This window comes from Enterobacter sp. 50588862 (assembly GCF_001462935.1).
Lineage (GTDB): Bacteria > Pseudomonadota > Gammaproteobacteria > Enterobacterales > Enterobacteriaceae > Enterobacter > Enterobacter bugandensis.
Genome location: NZ_LNHM01000028.1, coordinates 357,128 through 373,221 on the forward strand (window position 1 = coordinate 357,128; position 16,094 = coordinate 373,221).

General features: G+C 55.1%; 17 protein-coding genes. 5 read left to right on the plus strand and 12 right to left on the minus strand.

Features of this window, described 5'->3' with window-relative positions:
* The first annotated feature begins 121 nt into the window (after nt 1-121).
* The 3 genes from mdoG to APT89_RS14585 all read left to right on the plus strand — a co-directional run bounded on the left by mdoG (nt 122) and on the right by APT89_RS14585 (nt 4,508).
* Nucleotides 122-1,675, plus strand: coding sequence for a glucans biosynthesis protein MdoG (gene mdoG / locus APT89_RS14575; RefSeq protein ID WP_028012685.1), 1,554 nt, complete (start codon nt 122-124; stop codon nt 1,673-1,675).
* On the plus strand, nt 1,668-4,196 hold the full coding sequence (gene mdoH, locus APT89_RS14580) for a glucans biosynthesis glucosyltransferase MdoH (RefSeq protein WP_041910533.1): 2,529 nt from the start codon (nt 1,668-1,670) through the stop codon (nt 4,194-4,196). Before mdoG ends, mdoH begins: the two co-directional genes overlap by 8 nt.
* A gap of 84 nt (nt 4,197-4,280) precedes the next feature.
* Nucleotides 4,281-4,508 (plus strand): YceK/YidQ family lipoprotein, encoded by a 228-nt coding sequence (locus APT89_RS14585; RefSeq protein WP_013097162.1) that lies wholly within the window; start codon nt 4,281-4,283, stop codon nt 4,506-4,508.
* A 6-nt stretch (nt 4,509-4,514) separates the two neighbouring features.
* On the opposite strand, the gene APT89_RS14590 is transcribed toward APT89_RS14585, so the two are convergent.
* The 3 genes from APT89_RS14590 to APT89_RS14600 form a co-directional block, all read right to left on the minus strand.
* Nucleotides 4,515-4,889, minus strand: a complete 375-nt coding sequence (locus APT89_RS14590; protein WP_028012687.1) for a MysB family protein — start codon at nt 4,887-4,889, stop codon at nt 4,515-4,517.
* Nucleotides 4,890-4,986: 97 nt separating this feature from the next.
* Complete coding sequence (gene mdtG / locus APT89_RS14595; RefSeq protein WP_045630082.1) at nt 4,987-6,204, minus strand: multidrug efflux MFS transporter MdtG; 1,218 nt, start codon at nt 6,202-6,204, stop codon at nt 4,987-4,989.
* 140 nt (nt 6,205-6,344) lie between these two features.
* A complete protein-coding gene (locus APT89_RS14600; RefSeq protein ID WP_045630083.1) occupies nt 6,345-7,271 on the minus strand; it encodes a Kdo(2)-lipid IV(A) acyltransferase in 927 nt (308 codons plus the stop codon).
* Between the two features lie 221 nt (nt 7,272-7,492).
* Between APT89_RS14600 and trhO the strand changes: the two genes are divergently transcribed.
* Nucleotides 7,493-8,542, plus strand: coding sequence for an oxygen-dependent tRNA uridine(34) hydroxylase TrhO (gene trhO, locus APT89_RS14605; protein ID WP_028012690.1), 1,050 nt, complete (start codon nt 7,493-7,495; stop codon nt 8,540-8,542).
* 41 nt (nt 8,543-8,583) lie between these two features.
* Here trhO and APT89_RS14610 read toward each other — a convergent pair whose 3' ends face one another.
* The 9 genes from APT89_RS14610 to mdtH form a co-directional block, all read right to left on the minus strand.
* Entirely contained in the window at nt 8,584-9,162 is a 579-nt protein-coding gene (locus APT89_RS14610; RefSeq protein ID WP_028012691.1) for a YceI family protein, read from the minus strand.
* Nucleotide 9,163: 1 nt separating this feature from the next.
* Nucleotides 9,164-9,730: a cytochrome b gene (locus APT89_RS14615; RefSeq protein ID WP_028012692.1), complete on the minus strand. Its 567-nt coding sequence runs from the start codon at nt 9,728-9,730 to the stop codon at nt 9,164-9,166.
* Between the two features lie 218 nt (nt 9,731-9,948).
* Nucleotides 9,949-10,062 carry a YceO family protein gene (locus APT89_RS14625; RefSeq protein WP_032644857.1) on the minus strand — a complete coding sequence of 38 codons (114 nt, stop codon included), beginning with the start codon at nt 10,060-10,062 and terminating at the stop codon, nt 9,949-9,951.
* 60 nt (nt 10,063-10,122) lie between these two features.
* On the minus strand, nt 10,123-11,241 hold the full coding sequence (gene solA / locus APT89_RS14630) for an N-methyl-L-tryptophan oxidase (protein WP_047368279.1): 1,119 nt from the start codon (nt 11,239-11,241) through the stop codon (nt 10,123-10,125).
* Nucleotides 11,242-11,357: 116 nt separating this feature from the next.
* Nucleotides 11,358-11,612: a biofilm formation regulator BssS gene (gene bssS / locus APT89_RS14635; protein WP_023299782.1), complete on the minus strand. Its 255-nt coding sequence runs from the start codon at nt 11,610-11,612 to the stop codon at nt 11,358-11,360.
* A 272-nt stretch (nt 11,613-11,884) separates the two neighbouring features.
* Nucleotides 11,885-12,130, minus strand: coding sequence for a DNA damage-inducible protein I (dinI, locus tag APT89_RS14640; protein WP_060572801.1), 246 nt, complete (start codon nt 12,128-12,130; stop codon nt 11,885-11,887).
* A 74-nt stretch (nt 12,131-12,204) separates the two neighbouring features.
* Complete coding sequence (pyrC, locus tag APT89_RS14645) at nt 12,205-13,251, minus strand: dihydroorotase (protein WP_028012695.1); 1,047 nt, start codon at nt 13,249-13,251, stop codon at nt 12,205-12,207.
* A gap of 126 nt (nt 13,252-13,377) precedes the next feature.
* Nucleotides 13,378-13,938 carry a lipoprotein gene (locus APT89_RS14650; protein WP_028012696.1) on the minus strand — a complete coding sequence of 187 codons (561 nt, stop codon included), beginning with the start codon at nt 13,936-13,938 and terminating at the stop codon, nt 13,378-13,380.
* Nucleotides 13,939-14,061: 123 nt separating this feature from the next.
* On the minus strand, nt 14,062-15,270 hold the full coding sequence (gene mdtH / locus APT89_RS14655) for a multidrug efflux MFS transporter MdtH (RefSeq protein ID WP_060572805.1): 1,209 nt from the start codon (nt 15,268-15,270) through the stop codon (nt 14,062-14,064).
* A 236-nt stretch (nt 15,271-15,506) separates the two neighbouring features.
* Here mdtH and rimJ point away from each other — a divergent pair, with 236 nt between their 5' ends.
* Nucleotides 15,507-16,091: a ribosomal protein S5-alanine N-acetyltransferase gene (gene rimJ / locus APT89_RS14660; protein ID WP_013097146.1), complete on the plus strand. Its 585-nt coding sequence runs from the start codon at nt 15,507-15,509 to the stop codon at nt 16,089-16,091.
* The last annotated feature ends 3 nt before the right edge of the window (nt 16,092-16,094 follow it).

Genomic DNA, 16,094 nt, shown 5'->3' on the forward strand with positions numbered 1-16,094 from the left:
TTTGCTTAATCCATGAGCCAGCAGCTGAACAAAGCAGTGATTATGTTGTCGGATTGCCTGAGTTTCCATTAAAATGGATCGGATCGATATAAGCACACAAAGGGGGAAGTGCTTACTTATTATGAAACATAAACCACAGATGATGAAAATGCGTTGGTTGGGTGTTGCGGTGGTGTTATCACTGTATACCTCATCGGCACTGGCCTTTAACATCGACGATGTCGCAAAACAGGCAAAATCGATGGCAGGCAAGAGCTACGAAGCGCCGAAAAGTAACCTGCCCTCCGTTTTCCGCGACATGAAGTATGCGGACTATCAGCAGATCCAGTTCAACCACGATAAAGCGTACTGGAACAACGTTAAAACCCCGTTCAAGCTTGAATTTTATCATCAGGGTATGTACTTCGACACGCCTGTTGCCATCAATGAAGTGACGGCGACCGCGGTACGTAAGATCAAGTACAGCCCGGATTACTTCAATTTTGGCAATGTGCAGCACGACAAAGATACGGTGAAAGACCTGGGCTTCGCAGGCTTCAAGGTGCTTTACCCGATCAACAGCAAAGATAAAAACGACGAAATCGTTAGCATGCTTGGCGCCAGCTACTTCCGCGTGATTGGCGCGGGGCAGGTGTACGGGCTTTCTGCGCGCGGTCTGGCTATTGATACCGCGCTGCCATCAGGTGAAGAGTTCCCGCGTTTCCGCGAGTTCTGGATTGAGCGTCCAAAACCAACGGACAAACGTCTGACTATTTATGCGCTGCTGGATTCCCCACGCGCAACCGGTGCCTATCGCTTTGTGATTATGCCTGGTCGTGACACGGTCGTTGACGTGCAGTCTAAGGTTTACCTGCGTGACAAAGTGGGCAAACTGGGCGTCGCTCCGCTGACCAGTATGTTCCTGTTTGGGCCGAACCAGCCGTCACCGGCAACCAACTTCCGCCCGGAACTGCATGACTCCAACGGTCTGTCTATTCATGCCGGTAACGGTGAGTGGATCTGGCGTCCGCTGAATAACCCGAAACATCTGGCGGTCAGCAGCTTTGCGATGGAAAACCCGCAGGGCTTTGGCCTGCTGCAACGTGGCCGTCAGTTCTCTCGCTTTGAAGATCTCGACGACCGCTATGACCTGCGTCCAAGCGCCTGGGTTACGCCGAAAGGTGACTGGGGTAAAGGCAAGGTAGAGCTGGTTGAAATTCCAACCAACGACGAAACCAACGACAACATCGTCGCATACTGGACGCCGGATCAGCTGCCGGAAGCCGGTAAAGAGATGAACTTCAAGTACACCATTACCTTCAGCCGCGACGAAGATAAGCTGCATGCGCCGGATAACGCGTATGTGACGCAGACTCGCCGCTCTACGGGTGACGTGAAGCAGTCTAACCTGATCCGTCAGCCTGACGGTACGGTAGCGTTTGTCGTGGACTTCACCGGCCAGGATATGAAGAAACTGTCTCCTGATACTGCGGTGTCGGCCCAGGCCAGCATCGGTGACAACGGTGAAATCGTAGAGAACACCGTGCGTTACAACCCGGTAACCAAAGGCTGGCGTCTGACCCTGCGCGTGAAAGTGAAAGATCCGAAACAGACCACTGAAATGCGTGCTGCGCTGGTCAGTGAAGATCAGCCGCTGAGTGAAACCTGGAGCTACCAGCTACCTGCCAATGAATAATACATCTGAATATATTGATGCCATGCCGCTGACGGATATCGAAAAAGCGGCGCTGCCTAAGAGCGACATCCGCGCGGTTCATACCGCGCTGGATGGCGAACATCGTCAGTTTTCCCGTGATGATGATACGCCGCTGGGGTCAGTCAAGGCGCGTCTGGAGCAGGCCTGGCCGGACTCGCTGGCAGAAGGGCAGTTGATTAAAGACGACGAAGGACGCGATCAGCTTCAGGCGATGCCGAAAGCGACGCGTTCCTCAATGTTCCCCGATCCATGGCGCACCAACCCGGTTGGCCGCTTCTGGGATCGCCTGCGCGGGCGTGACGTCACGCCGCGCTATCTGTCGCGCCTGACGAAAGAAGAGCAGGCCTCCGAACAGAAATGGCGTACCGTGGGGACAATTCGCCGTTATATCCTGCTGCTTCTGACGCTGGCGCAGACGGTTGTCGCGACCTGGTATATGAAAACCATTCTGCCTTACCAGGGCTGGGCGTTTATCAACCCGACGGACATGATGGGCCAGGATCTCTGGGTCTCCTTCATGCAGCTGCTGCCGTATATCCTGCAGAGCGGCATTCTCCTGCTGTTCGCGGTCCTCTTCTGCTGGGTCTCGGCCGGTTTCTGGACCGCGCTGATGGGCTTCCTGCAGCTGCTGATGGGACGGGACAAGTACAGCATTTCGGCGTCAACGGTCGGGGATGAACCCCTCAATCCCGAGCACCGTACCGCACTGATTATGCCTATTTGTAACGAAGACGTTGACCGCGTATTTGCGGGCCTGCGTGCAACCTGGGAGTCCGTAAAGGCAACCGGTAATGCGGCGCATTTCGACGTTTACATCCTGAGCGACAGTTACAACCCGGATATCTGCGTGGCAGAACAAAAAGCCTGGATGGAGCTGATTGCAGAAGTGCAGGGCGAAGGACAGATCTTCTACCGCCGCCGCCGCCGTCGCGTGAAGCGTAAAAGCGGCAACATCGATGACTTCTGCCGCCGCTGGGGTAACCAGTACAGCTACATGGTCGTGCTGGATGCTGACTCCGTCATGAGCGGTGACTGCCTGAGCGGTCTGGTGCGTCTGATGGAAGCCAACCCGAACGCGGGGATCATTCAGTCTTCGCCAAAAGCATCCGGCATGGACACCCTGTACGCGCGCTGCCAGCAGTTCGCCACCCGTGTTTACGGCCCGCTGTTTACCGCCGGTCTGCACTTCTGGCAGTTGGGTGAGTCGCACTACTGGGGCCACAACGCCATTATCCGCGTGAAGCCGTTCATCGAACACTGTGCGCTGGCGCCGCTGCCGGGCGAGGGTTCGTTTGCCGGTTCGATTCTGTCGCATGACTTCGTGGAAGCGGCGCTGATGCGTCGTGCTGGCTGGGGCGTCTGGATTGCTTACGACCTGCCGGGATCGTACGAAGAGCTGCCGCCGAACCTGCTGGACGAGCTCAAGCGCGACCGCCGCTGGTGTCACGGTAACCTGATGAACTTCCGCCTGTTCCTCGTAAAAGGGATGCACCCGGTTCACCGTGCGGTGTTCCTGACGGGCGTAATGTCTTATCTCTCCGCACCGCTGTGGTTTATGTTCCTCGCGCTCTCCACTGCGCTGCAGGTCGTCCATGCCCTGACGGAGCCGCAATACTTCCTGCAACCGCGCCAGCTGTTCCCGGTGTGGCCGCAGTGGCGTCCGGAGCTGGCGATTGCGCTGTTTGCTTCCACCATGGTGCTGCTGTTCCTGCCTAAGCTGCTCAGTATCATCCTGATCTGGTGCAAAGGCTCGAAAGAGTACGGCGGATTCTTCCGCGTCACCCTTTCGCTGCTGCTGGAAGTGCTGTTCTCCGTGCTGCTGGCGCCGGTGCGTATGCTGTTCCACACCGTGTTTGTGGTCAGCGCGTTCCTGGGCTGGGAAGTGGTCTGGAACTCACCGCAGCGTGATGACGACTCCACGCCGTGGAGTGAAGCCTTCATGCGCCACGGCTCTCAGCTGCTGCTGGGCCTGGTGTGGGCGGCCGGAATGGCCTGGCTGGATCTGCGCTTCCTGTTCTGGCTGGCGCCGATTGTCTTCTCGCTTATCCTGTCGCCGTTTGTGTCCGTGATCTCCAGCCGTTCAACGGTAGGGCTGCGTACCAAACGCTGGAAACTGTTCCTGATCCCGGAAGAGTATTCCCCGCCGCAGGTGCTGGTGGATACCGATACCTATCTGGAGCAGAACCGTAACCGCACGCTGGACGATGGCTTTATGCACGCCGTGTTTAATCCGTCATTCAACGCTCTGGCGACGGCAATGGCCACTGCGCGCCACCGCGCAAGCCAGGTGCTGGAGATTGCCCGCGATCGTCACGTTGAGCAGGCGCTTAACGAGACTCCGGAAAAACTCAATCGCGACCGTCGTCTGGTGCTGCTGAGCGATCCGGTCACGATGGCAAGACTTCACTATCGCGTATGGTCCGCTCCGGAGAAGTACTCTTCGTGGGTGAACTACTACAAAGAGCTGAAGCTGAACCCGCTGGCGCTGAAGGCGAAGTAAGCGGTTAAGCAAGGCGGGTAAGCAAAGCGCCACCCGCCAGATAAAATACCGGCTGTGAGGCCGGTATTTTTTTAGAGGTTACTGATGAAAATAATCATCGTCGTCATGATGGCATGCCTGCTTAGCGGCTGCGGCAGCATCATCAGCCGCACTATTCCAGGTCAGGGCCATGGCAACCAGTACTACCCGGGCGTAAAATGGGATGTCCGTGATTCCGCATGGCGCTACCTGACGGTGCTCGATCTGCCGTTCTCGCTGATTTTCGACACGCTGTTGCTGCCCATCGATGCCAGCCACGGCCCGTACGAGTAGCGTAAATTAACGCTCGTCCCATTCATCGGCTGCGGTTTGACCTTCTTCCGTATCCAGCGGTGGCTCGAGCTGAAATTCGCCCTCATCCCACTCGTGCAGCGTATTCTCCTCCAGCCATTCCTGGCGTAACTCGATTTCATCATAGTCGCCATCAAACACGGCCTGCGCACCTGCACCGCTCAGGACCGGCAAACATTCACCTTCTTCACCTTCGTCGGCAAAGAATTCGGCCTGCCACATAATATCCCCATCCTGCAGAACATATTTTTGGATATTAAGTTGTTGCACGTCAGCATCTTCTTCCTCAACGCCGGGATTATCGGCAAGGAACTCTTCACGAGCGGCATCAATAGCTTCTTCCAGCGTGGCGTACATGGTCATTGGTGTCTCCCTGTTTTCCAGAAGGTTTCAGGGAAAGAATAGCTGAATATCAGATTCTGCAAGTATGAATGCGAAAATAAGCCGTCAGGCGTTCTTCTTATTCCGTCACTGGCCGTAACGCGCGGGATAAACTGAACCACGAGTAAATCGCGTTGAACAGCACCACGCCTGCCGTCACGATAAAGACGGCGCGAAAACCGAAGCTGGCGGAAATACCCGCCCCGAGAAGCGGCCCGGTGACGTTACCGATATCGCGAAACGACTGGTTATAGCTAAAGATACGCCCGGCAATCTGATTCGTGGAGTTGTAGACCAGCAGGGTCTGTACGGCGGGCAGCAACGCTCCGTCGGCGGCGCCCAGCAAAAAGCGAAGCACGCCCAGCTGCCATGGAGAGTGCACCATCGACATGGGGATAAGCAGCAGGACGGAAATGATCAGTGCGCAGATCAGGATCTTTTCCGGGCCGACCCGGTCACCCAATTTCCCCAGTCTCGGTGCGCTAACCAGCGCCGCCACGCCGGGCACAGAGGCAATCAGTCCGCTGATAAACGCAATATTGCTGACGTTACCCGCCAGGTCGCGAACGTATAGGGTGAGAATAGGAGCGATCGATCCGGTTGCCACCTGAATGATCAATGTCGTTACGAACAGGCTCAGCACCAGTCTGGGATTTTTAAGCGAGGTCAGCACGTCTCTGGCGTGAAGCATCTCTTTTTTGGCGACGGGCGTAAATTTTTCACGGATGCAGACCAGGGTGACGATAAAGCACAGGAACAACACGCTGGCGGTGATGAAAAAGACCGGGCGCAGGCCGTAGTTATCCGCCAGTAATCCCCCCGCCAGCGGCCCAAGCAGGGCGCCGCTCACGCCACCGGTTGAGAGCGTGCCAAGCGCCCAGCCGCTCTTATGGCGAGGAATTTGCGTGGCGATCAGGGCGTTCGCGTTGGGAATAAACCCGCCCAATAAGCCCAGCAATGCGCGCAATATCAGGAACTGCCAGACGTTCTGCGCCACGCCCATCAGCGCCATGATTATCGCCATCCCCAGCGCCGAACGCAGCAGCATGATTTTACGTCCCTTGCGGTCGGCAAGGCCGCCCCAGAAGGGCGAGGCAATGGCGGAAAAGAGAAACGTGATGCTGAATACCAGGCCAGACCACATGTTGAGTGCGCTATGGCCCGTCACGCCCAGCTGTTCGACGTAGAGCGGCAGGAAAGGCATGACCAGGCTAAACGCCGCGCCGGTAAGAAAACAGCCAAGCCACGCAACCGTGAGGTTACGCTTCCAGTTTATGGGGGCATCTGAGGGTGTCATAACAATCCGCATAGTGAGGTGCAGAGCACCTGAGGCATGAAGTAATAAGCCTGCTAATTATGCGCCTGGGTTATGATTGCCGCAATGAGGGGGAGCTTTTAAAGCTAAAATAGCATGCGGCCCTGAGGGCCGCATGAGGATCAATAGCGGGAAGGCGTTCCTTCTGGCCGCGTTTTAAAGCGTCGATGCAGCCACATGTACTGCTCGGGTGCCAGCATGATGCACTTCTCCACAACGCCGTTCATCCAGCGCGCGGTAGTTTCCGCATCTTCCAGTGGCGGCGCGAGTTCCGGCTCAAGCATCATCAGCTCGTAGCCTGAGCCATCCGGCATACGGCGGGGAACAAAGGGAACGATGGCGGCTTTGGACATCCGCGCCAGCATCCAGGTGCCGGTCGTGGTGGCGGCCTCATCAACGGCGAAGAAGGGGACAAAGACGCTGGCCTGGGGGCCATAGTCGTGATCGGGGGCATACCAGACCACTTCACCGGACTTCAGCGCGCGGATCATGCCCTTCAGATCCTTACGGTCGATCATGCTTTTGTTGGAGCGCATGCGGCCGTTCGTCTGGATGAGATCGATAACCGGGTTGTCGTTAGGACGGTAAACCCCGATGCCGGGCGCTTGCATGCCAAACATACGCGCCCCGATTTCGAGCGTCAGGAAATGGACGCCGATCAGCAACACGCCGGTCTGATTGGCCTGAAGCGTATGCACCGGCTCCATGCCGGTGCCTGTAACCTTGCTCCAGCGGGCCATACGTTTGTCCGACCAGAACCACGCCATGCCGGTCTCCATGAGACCCATGCCGACGGATTCGAAATTCTTCGAGACCATATCATGGCGCTCTGCCTCGCTCATCTGCGGAAAGCACAGCTCAAGGTTACGATACGCGATGCAGGCGCGGCGCTTCATAAGCGTTTGCGCGAGTCGGCCTAATGATGTACCTAACCGGAAGATAACAGGGTAGGGAAGCTGTACCAGTAGCCATAAAAAGCCAATGCCAAGCCAGGTCATCCAATAGCGGGGGTGCAAAAGGGCGACGGTAAATTTTGGTAACTGGGTCATGTCTTTCCTGTGTTCAAACGTCCTGTTTCGCTATTGTCGCATTTTTTGAGACGTAGCCAAAATATCTGCCGTCGAAACCTGCACGACGACGGCGATTGTTAAGCCTGATTCATCAGGGTGTGTGAAATGTAGCGTAAATTGTGTGGATGTAAATTGGTTTTGTTTGCTATATGATGCCGACCGATTTTGATTCTCTCTGACGATTGCAGGACTTGTACACCATGCCAGTGTTACACAACCGCGTTTCGAATGAGATGTTAAAGGCGCGCATGTTGGCTGAAACCGAACCGCGCACGACCATCTCCTTCTACAAATACTTCACCATCGACGATCCGCAGGCGACCCGCGATGCGCTTTATCAGGCCTTCACGGCGCTGAACGTATTCGGCCGCGTCTACCTTGCCCGCGAAGGCATTAACGCGCAGATTAGCGTGCCGGAAAGCAAAGTGAATGCGTTCCGCGACGCGCTTTATAGCTTCGATCCGGCCCTCAACGGCTTACGCCTGAACATTGCCCTGGATGACGATGGAAAATCCTTCTGGGTGCTGCGCATGAAGGTGCGTGAACGCATCGTGGCGGACGGTATTGACGATCCTGAGTTTAACCCGGCGGACGTCGGGGAATATCTGAAGGCCGCGGAAGTGAATGCGATGCTGGACGATCCGGATGCCGTGTTCATTGATATGCGTAACCACTACGAGTACGAAGTGGGGCATTTCGAAAACGCGATGGAGATTCCGGCCGATACCTTCCGCGAGCAGCTGCCTAAAGCGGTGGAGATGATGCAGGAGCATAAGGATAAAAAAATCGTTATGTACTGCACCGGCGGTATCCGCTGCGAGAAGGCCAGCGCGTGGATGAAGCACAATGGGTTCAACAAGGTCTGGCACATTGAAGGCGGTATTATTGAGTACGCCCGCCGCGCCCGTGAGCAGGGCTTACCGGTACGCTTTATCGGTAAAAACTTCGTCTTTGACGAGCGCATGGGCGAGCGCATTTCAGAAGATGTGATTGCCCAGTGCCACCAGTGCGGCGCGCCGTGCGATACCCACACCAACTGCAAAAACGACGGTTGCCACCTGCTGTTTATTCAGTGCCCGGCCTGTGCCGAGAAGTTTAACGGCTGCTGTAGCGAGCTGTGCAGCGAAGAGAGCGTCCTGCCGGAAGAAGAGCAGCGTCGTCGTCGCGCGGGGCGTGAAAACGGTAATAAGATTTTTAATAAATCACGCGGCCGTCTGAATACCAAACTGGGTATTCCTGACCCGGAATGATAATAACGCCCGGCACGGCGAAAGCCTGCCGGGCGAATCTATTACGACTTCTGCTGCACACCTTCAACGGAAATAACCAGCTCAACGTCCTGCGACGCCGGGCCTAAATCCGTTGTGATATTAAAATCTTTCAGGTGAATTTTACCCGCCGCTTCAAAACCTGCGCGTTTTCCGCCCCACGGATCGTCGCCCTGACCGATCAACTTCGCATCCAGAGTAACGGGTTTGGTTACGCCATTCAGCGTCAGATTCCCGGTAATAGCCAATTTATCACCGTCTTTCTTAACTTCCGTGGAGGTGAAGGTGGCCTGTGGGAATTTTGTGACGTTGAGGAACTCTGCGCTGCGCAGGTGTTTATCGCGCTCAGCATGGTTCGTGTCGACGCTGTTCGTATTAATGGTCACATTGACTTTATCTGCCGCAGGATTTTTCTCGTCAAAAGTAAATGTGCCGTCGAAATCTTTAAAGGTGCCGTACAGCCAGCTGTATCCCAGGTGCTGAATGCGGAAATTGACGAAAGCGTGCTGGCCCTCTTTATCAATTTTATAGTCAGCCGCTACGGCAGAACCGGTGGTGAATAACAGAGAACCGAGGGCAATACCCAGCAGGTGTTTTTTCATTTTATGCTCCAGAGTCAACTGACGAGCGGCCAAGCATGCGCTTAAGCGTATCGTCTTTATCAATAAAATGGTGTTTAAGGGCGGCGAGCCCGTGCAGTACGGACAGGATCACCACGCTCCAGGCAAGCCAGAGGTGAACGACGCCTGCCGTATCGGCCTGAGCCCCGGCATCGCTGAGCGTTGCCGGAACCTCGAACAGGCCAAAAACGCTAATCGGTTTGCCGTCTGCCGTTGAAATGAGATAGCCGCTGATCAGAATGGCAAAGAGCAGCGCGTAGAGCGCAATATGCGCGGCAACGGCGCTGACGCGGGTTATTTTTCCATATGTCTTTAGTGGCGCGGGCGGTGGGGAAATATGTCGCCAGATGGCGCGAAACACCAGCCCCAGCATCAGCAGAACCCCGATGCTTTTATGCAGCTCGGGTGCCTGATGATACCAGCCATCGTAATAGCTGAGCGTGACCATCCAGAGTCCAAGTCCGAACATACCGTAGACGGCAATGGCAAATATCCAGTGCAAACTTATGGATATTATTCCGTAGCGCCGGGAGGAGTTACGCAATTGCATCAGAATGTCCATTTTCAAATTAACCGAAAGGTAAAAATGAACGGGAAGACGCGATATTGCAACTGAAATAATTGACTATTGATTTTTATTTTATTTATTTCAGCGATTTTGAAAAGAAACGGCAAGGTTAATTCAATGGCTTCGTGCAAGACGTATTTAGCAGAAGAAAAAACCTTAAATAAACATAAAGTAACGTCAGTTAACGTCAATTGTCACTTTCAATAAAACACAATGTAAATAACATCAACGATAGCGAGCAGCGCCCACAATAAGATATAGAGCATAAAGTGTTCGCGAATGTTATTGATGAGGAAATCCACTATCCTGCGCATAACGCCCCACAATTGAGTACGAAGAAAACGGGCCCCGATACCGCCGGGGCCCGTGGCCGATTATCCGTTAAAACGCGAGAGTGAGAACGGCGTCAGATCAAACTGCGGCGTGATACCCTGGGCAAACTGCGCGGCGATTTCACCCAACACCGAAGCGAACTTAAAGCCGTGGCCACTCAGCCCGGTAATCAGCAGGGTGTTGTCATGTCCCGGCAGCGTATCAATGATAAAGTCTTCATCCGGCGTGTTGTCATAGGTGCAGGCCGCGCCATAAAGCAGGCCGCCGACGCCCGGGAGAATATTGCGCAGGAACGAGAAGGCTTCTGAGCCGTCCTGCGGGCAGGCGCCAAACGGCTTGCGCTCCTCAGGTGATGAGATGACCTGCCCGCCGTTGTGTTTTCCAATCTTGAGAGCGTCCTTCTCGGAAGGGAAACCGTAGAACTGATCGCCGTTGGGTAACTCGCCGGTAAACGCCGGGAATTTATTTTGCGCGCTGTAACGCCCGTCCGACTGGAACCAGGAGAAGACCTTGCGTACCGGCTGGATCGGCAGGTCCGGGAGCAGGCGGGTTACCCAGGTTCCTGCGCTAATAAGCAGGCGGGAAGCCGAATATTCCCCGTCTACGGTTTTCACCGTAACGCCGTTTGCATCATGCGTGATGGCCTCTACGGGGCAATTGAATAGCTGCGCACAGCCCGCTTTGGCGGCAAGATCGACCCAGGTTTTGATCGCCGTTTCACAGTGCAGCACACCGGAGTTGGCTTCAAAGAGACCGATATAATCCTCCGGGACGGTAATTTCAGGCCAGCGCGAGGTAATGGCCGCCGCGTCCAGCTTCTCAACGTCAAGATTAAAGGCTTTCGCGCTGCGTTCGACGTTGGCGAGAAATTCTGAACGGGCCGGACCGAGGTTGATGATCCCCGTGCGTTCGAAAATGCGCTCTTCAGTCTGTTTCGCCAGCTCGTCCCACAGCGTCTGGGCGCGAAGCACCAGCGGAACGTAGCGCTCCCCCTCGCCATAGGCATGGCGAATGAGACGGGTGTCGCCATGATGGCTACCTTCGCTATGCGGCGGCAGGTGCGCGTCAATCATCAGGACGTTTAGCCCTGCCTGCGTTGCGTAATAACCGGCGGCCGATCCAACGGAGCCGCTACCAATAATGATTAAGTCGTATCTCATATGCATCTCGTAAACTTACGGTTTGTTAGCAGAGTAATTAACAACGCGGGCGTAAACAAGCGGGAAATAAATAAGGCACCGCGAGGGTGCCTGTTGAGTGAAAAGTGGGCATAAGGTTAGTGCCGTTTATACTCATTTTCCTGATAGTCGCCAGATTCTATTTTTGCAATGCCTGCCTCTAAAATAGAAATAAACTGACGGGCGACGTCTGTTGTTAGCCACAGCGTCTGTCCCACTTCCGCTTCGTCACGGTTGAGTTGATTTGGGGTCTGGTAGTGCAAACGCAGCATCAGTGCATCGTAGCTATCTACGGTACTGATATCCCAGCCTACAAGCGGATGGGTCTGGATGACTTCGTTATTCTTTTCCATTATAACCCCCTTAATGCGTGTTAGAAGACAACGGCTCTGAGGTTCAATGCATGTTTTTCTGAAAGCTTCTTCAGTATACCAAGTAATAAGGGTTCCAAAGGGAAAAATAAACAGGTAGCAACACATTTTTCTGCTTTTTAGGATTGTTCGAACAATAAAACACCATCTCGTTCACGATTTTTTAAGAACACGCTGAATTAATTTGAACTTTCGAAATTACAGGCAAAAAAAAGCCGGGGCGACCCGGCAAAAAACACAATGAGGGAGCAGTGTTAATCGGTAATGAACCAGTCGTCTGCGCTTTCCCACGTTTCCTGCAGGATTTCGTTGATGCGATCTTTATCTTCTTTTGCGGCACCCATGACGGAGAGGTTGTTCGCTGCGGCGTAACGCACCGTTACGGCGCCCGCGTTGTCGGGAAAGGTGTTGTTAATACGACGGGATAATTCGCCTGCCAGAGCGTCAAGCGCGCCGGCAGGCAGAACGGTAGTTTTGGCTATGGTGACTTCAATACGCATAAATGCCCCCTGTGTAATATACTGTTTATTTATACAGGCATATTATCGGTTTGACAACAAGGGGCGTTGATTTTTTAGCGTTTTACCGTCCAGCTTACGGTTTCACCTGCCAGGAAGGGGATCAGCGTGTCATCCGTCAGCGCGATAGACTCCTCAACCTGGCTCGCTTTGCGCTCCAGCTCAATGAAGGTGTCATTGACCGGCAGGCCGTAGAAGCGCGGGCCGTTGAGGGAGCAGAACGCTTCGAAATGTTCCAGCGCGTTCATCTCTTCAAATACGGTTGCGTAGCTGGCAAGCGCCGTTGGGGCGTTGAAACAGCCCGCGCAGCCGCAGCTTGCCTCTTTGCGATGGCGGGCGTGAGGCGCGGAGTCTGTGCCCAGGAACGCACGCGTGAATCCGCTGGCGACCAGTTCGCGCAGCGCCTGCTGGTGAACGTTGCGCTTGAGGATCGGCAGGCAGTACAGGTGAGGGCGCACCCCGCCCACCAGCATATGGTTACGGTTAAACATCAGATGCTGGGGGGTAATGGTCGCAGCGATCAGCTCGTTACCGTCGCGAACATACTCTGCCGCGTCTTTGGTGGTGATATGCTCAAAGACCACCTTAAGCGCCGGCAGGCGCTGGCGCAGGGGCTCCATCACGGTTTCGATAAAACGGGCTTCACGGTCGAAGATGTCAATCTCCGCATGCGTTACTTCACCGTGTACCAGCAGCGGCATGCCCAGTTTCTGCATGCGCTCCAGCACCGGCATGATGGCATCAATACTGGTGACGCCGTGGCTGGAGTTGGTGGTGGCGTTCGCCGGGTAGAGTTTCGCCGCCGTAAATACGCCTTCGTTAAACCCGCGTTCCACTTCGTTCGGATCCAGTGAATCGGTCAGGTAGCAGGTCATCAACGGGGTGAAATCATGTCCCGCCGGAACGGCATCCAGAATGCGCTGACGGTAGGCAATGGCGGCATCGACGGTGGTGACTGGCGGAACCAGGTTTGGCATGACAATCGCGCGGCCATAAATTTCACTGGTATAGGGCACGACGGTTTTCAGCATATCGCCATCGCGCAGATGGATATGCCAGTCGTCTGGGCGGCGGATTTTAAGAACCTGGGGTTGTGCAGTCATGGAAGCTCCGGCTTGTCAGGAATCAGTCATAAGGATGGCTGTTTTTGCCGGACACAAATCATAAGCGGAAACGTTTTCGTTTGCACACTTTTCCGTAAAAAAAAGGGCGCCGCAGCGCCCTTCAGGTTAATCGGTGAAAGGAATAACGATCTCTCCCGGTTTCACCTCTATCCCTTTTGCGTATTTCTTCGCGAGGGCTTCACCCTTGCTGTTGTCTTCGCTTAAGACGTACGCCGGCTGCTGGTTAAAGTAGTTTCGCAGCGACTGGTTCAGATAGGGCATCAGGGTTTGCAGTACCGGCGCCATTTTGTCCGGCGAAACCTGCGCATCGACCACTTCCATCTCCTGCAGGAATATCGCTCCTTTCTCTTTGTTGAAAACGGGGAGCGCCTTCAGCTTGAGCTTGATGTTGGCTTTCTGATTGCCAAAAAGGGACGTCATATCAAGCGCGGCATCGCCTGCGAGAGTGACTTTATTCGGCTCTTCGCGGCCAATCTGGCTGGTGAGATTGGTGAGCACGATGTGGGCATCGGCCAGCCCCGGCACGCCAATGTCTTTAGAGAAATTGTTATGTTTTTCTAGCGCCTGATTAATTTCCTGCTCACTGACGGTATATTGCGTAAGCTGGTTACAGCCGACCAGCAGACCGCTGACAACGAATGCCGCGGCTAAGACAATTTTCTTCATAGTGCTCCTCAACGAAAAATCGGCGCTTCTGTCCTGTTACGCCAGTATGTCAGCGTGAATGGGCAGAAACCAGCAGAAAAAACTGAGAAGTGGGGCGGGAGAGGCTCCCGCCCGAGGGAAAGGCTACGCGCCAGGCTCCAGCATGCCGCTCGCGCTGCGCTTCTGGCTGAACTGCCACCACAGGGCGAGAAGCGTCATGATGCCTACCACGCCGAGCATCATCCAGGGGAGTTCCGGCTGGTTCAGCGCTTTGCCGGCATCGAACAGCCAGCCGCCGCCGGCGTAACCCAGCGCACCGCCAAAGGCCAGACCCAGGCGGCTGAAGCCCATATAGCTGCCGCGCGCACGCGCATCCGCAAGCGAGGCGCTCAGCGTTTCGCGGGCGGGCTCGGCGATGATGGAGCCGATATAGAAGGTGCAGATCAGCGTAAAAAGCTGCTGAAGCGTGTTTACCAGACCGATCGGCATCATGCTCAGCGTCATCAGAAACAGGCCTGCCATCAGGCGATGCTCCAGGCGAAAACGTCGTTCACTCCAGCGGGCAATCGGATAAAGCAGCGTTAATGACAGGCAGGCTTCGATGGCGTACATCCATTTTACGGCAGCAGGCGTGCCCGCAATATCGTTCACCATGATTGGCAGCATCAGCATCACCTGTACGGCCAGCATGTAATAGCCGGTCAGGGTCAACACGTAGGTGACAAAACGCCTGTCGCGCAGGACGCGTCCTAGCCCCTCGCGCACCGGGGCTTTTACCGTCGACAGCTTCCAGGCCGGAAGGTAGAGGCCGTTAAACAGGGCGCACAGAATAAACAGCACCGCCCCGGCCGCGCAAACCAGGCGGAAATCGTACTGCAGCAGCCAGCTGCCCAGCAGGGCGCCAACAACCGCCCCGGCGCTGTCCTGCATCATCAGAATGGAGAAGAAGCGGCCGCGGTGCTGAGGACGAATCAGCTTGACCACCAGCGCGGTGCGCGGCGGGTCAAACAGCGTGCCCCCGATGCCGGAGAGAAAGCAGGAGAACCACAGCAGCCAGGGCTCGTGGGCAACCGCCATCGTGGCAAAGCCTGCCGCGCGGAGCAGCATCCCGGTCACGATCATCGGTTTAGCGCCAAAGCAGTCAGCGATCGCGCCGCCAAAGACGCCAAGACCCTGCTGGACAAACTGGCGTAGCCCCAGGGCAATCCCAACCATCAATGCCGCCCAGCCCATTTGATCGACAAAGCGGATCGAGATGAGGGGGAACACGACAAAAAAGCCGAGCACGACCAGCATGTTATCGACGAGCAGGAAATATTTACCCAGGCTCCTGGCCTGTGATACGCGGGACATTTTCCCTCCAGGGAAAATAAGAAGGTGAGCACGCTAACATTCTGCGGTGTCGCCGCGTTTTTTCCCACCCCCGGGCGCGACAATATTTTTTTATCAAAACGGTGCTTTGATAGAGAGTTCTCATCGAAAAATGTGAAAAGAGGTCAAAATGGTATGTCACTGTTTTCACAGACGGCACGGGCGCAGGTATAGTAAAGCTAATGGGTAAGCTGAAGTGACGGGAAGGAGTGGTATTGATGTTTGGCTATCGCAGTAATGTGCCAAAAGTGCGTCTGACAACGGACAGGCTGGTCGTTCGTCTTGTGCATGAGCGTGATGCCTGGCGTCTGGCGGATTATTACGCCGAGAATCGCCAGTTTTTAAAACCCTGGGAACCCGTTCGGGATGAGAGCCATTGTTACCCCTCCGGCTGGCAGGCACGCCTCAGCATGATCGCTGAATTTCATAAGCAGGGCAGCGCGTTTTATTTCGCGCTGCTGGATCCAGAAGAGAAAGAGATTATCGGGATCGCCAATTTTTCAAACGTGGTGCGGGGATCGTTTCACGCCTGCTACCTTGGCTATTCCATCGGCCAGAAATGGCAGGGGCAGGGACTGATGTACGAGGCGTTAACGGTAGCCATCCGCTATATGCAACGCACGCAGCATATCCATCGCATTATGGCGAACTACATGCCGCATAATCAGCGCAGCGGGAATTTGCTGGCGCGTTTAGGGTTTGAGAAAGAGGGTTATGCCAAAGACTATCTGCTGATAGACGGAGAGTGGCGCGACCACGTTCTGACGGCATTAACCACCCGTGACTGGACCGCAGGTCGTTAAGGA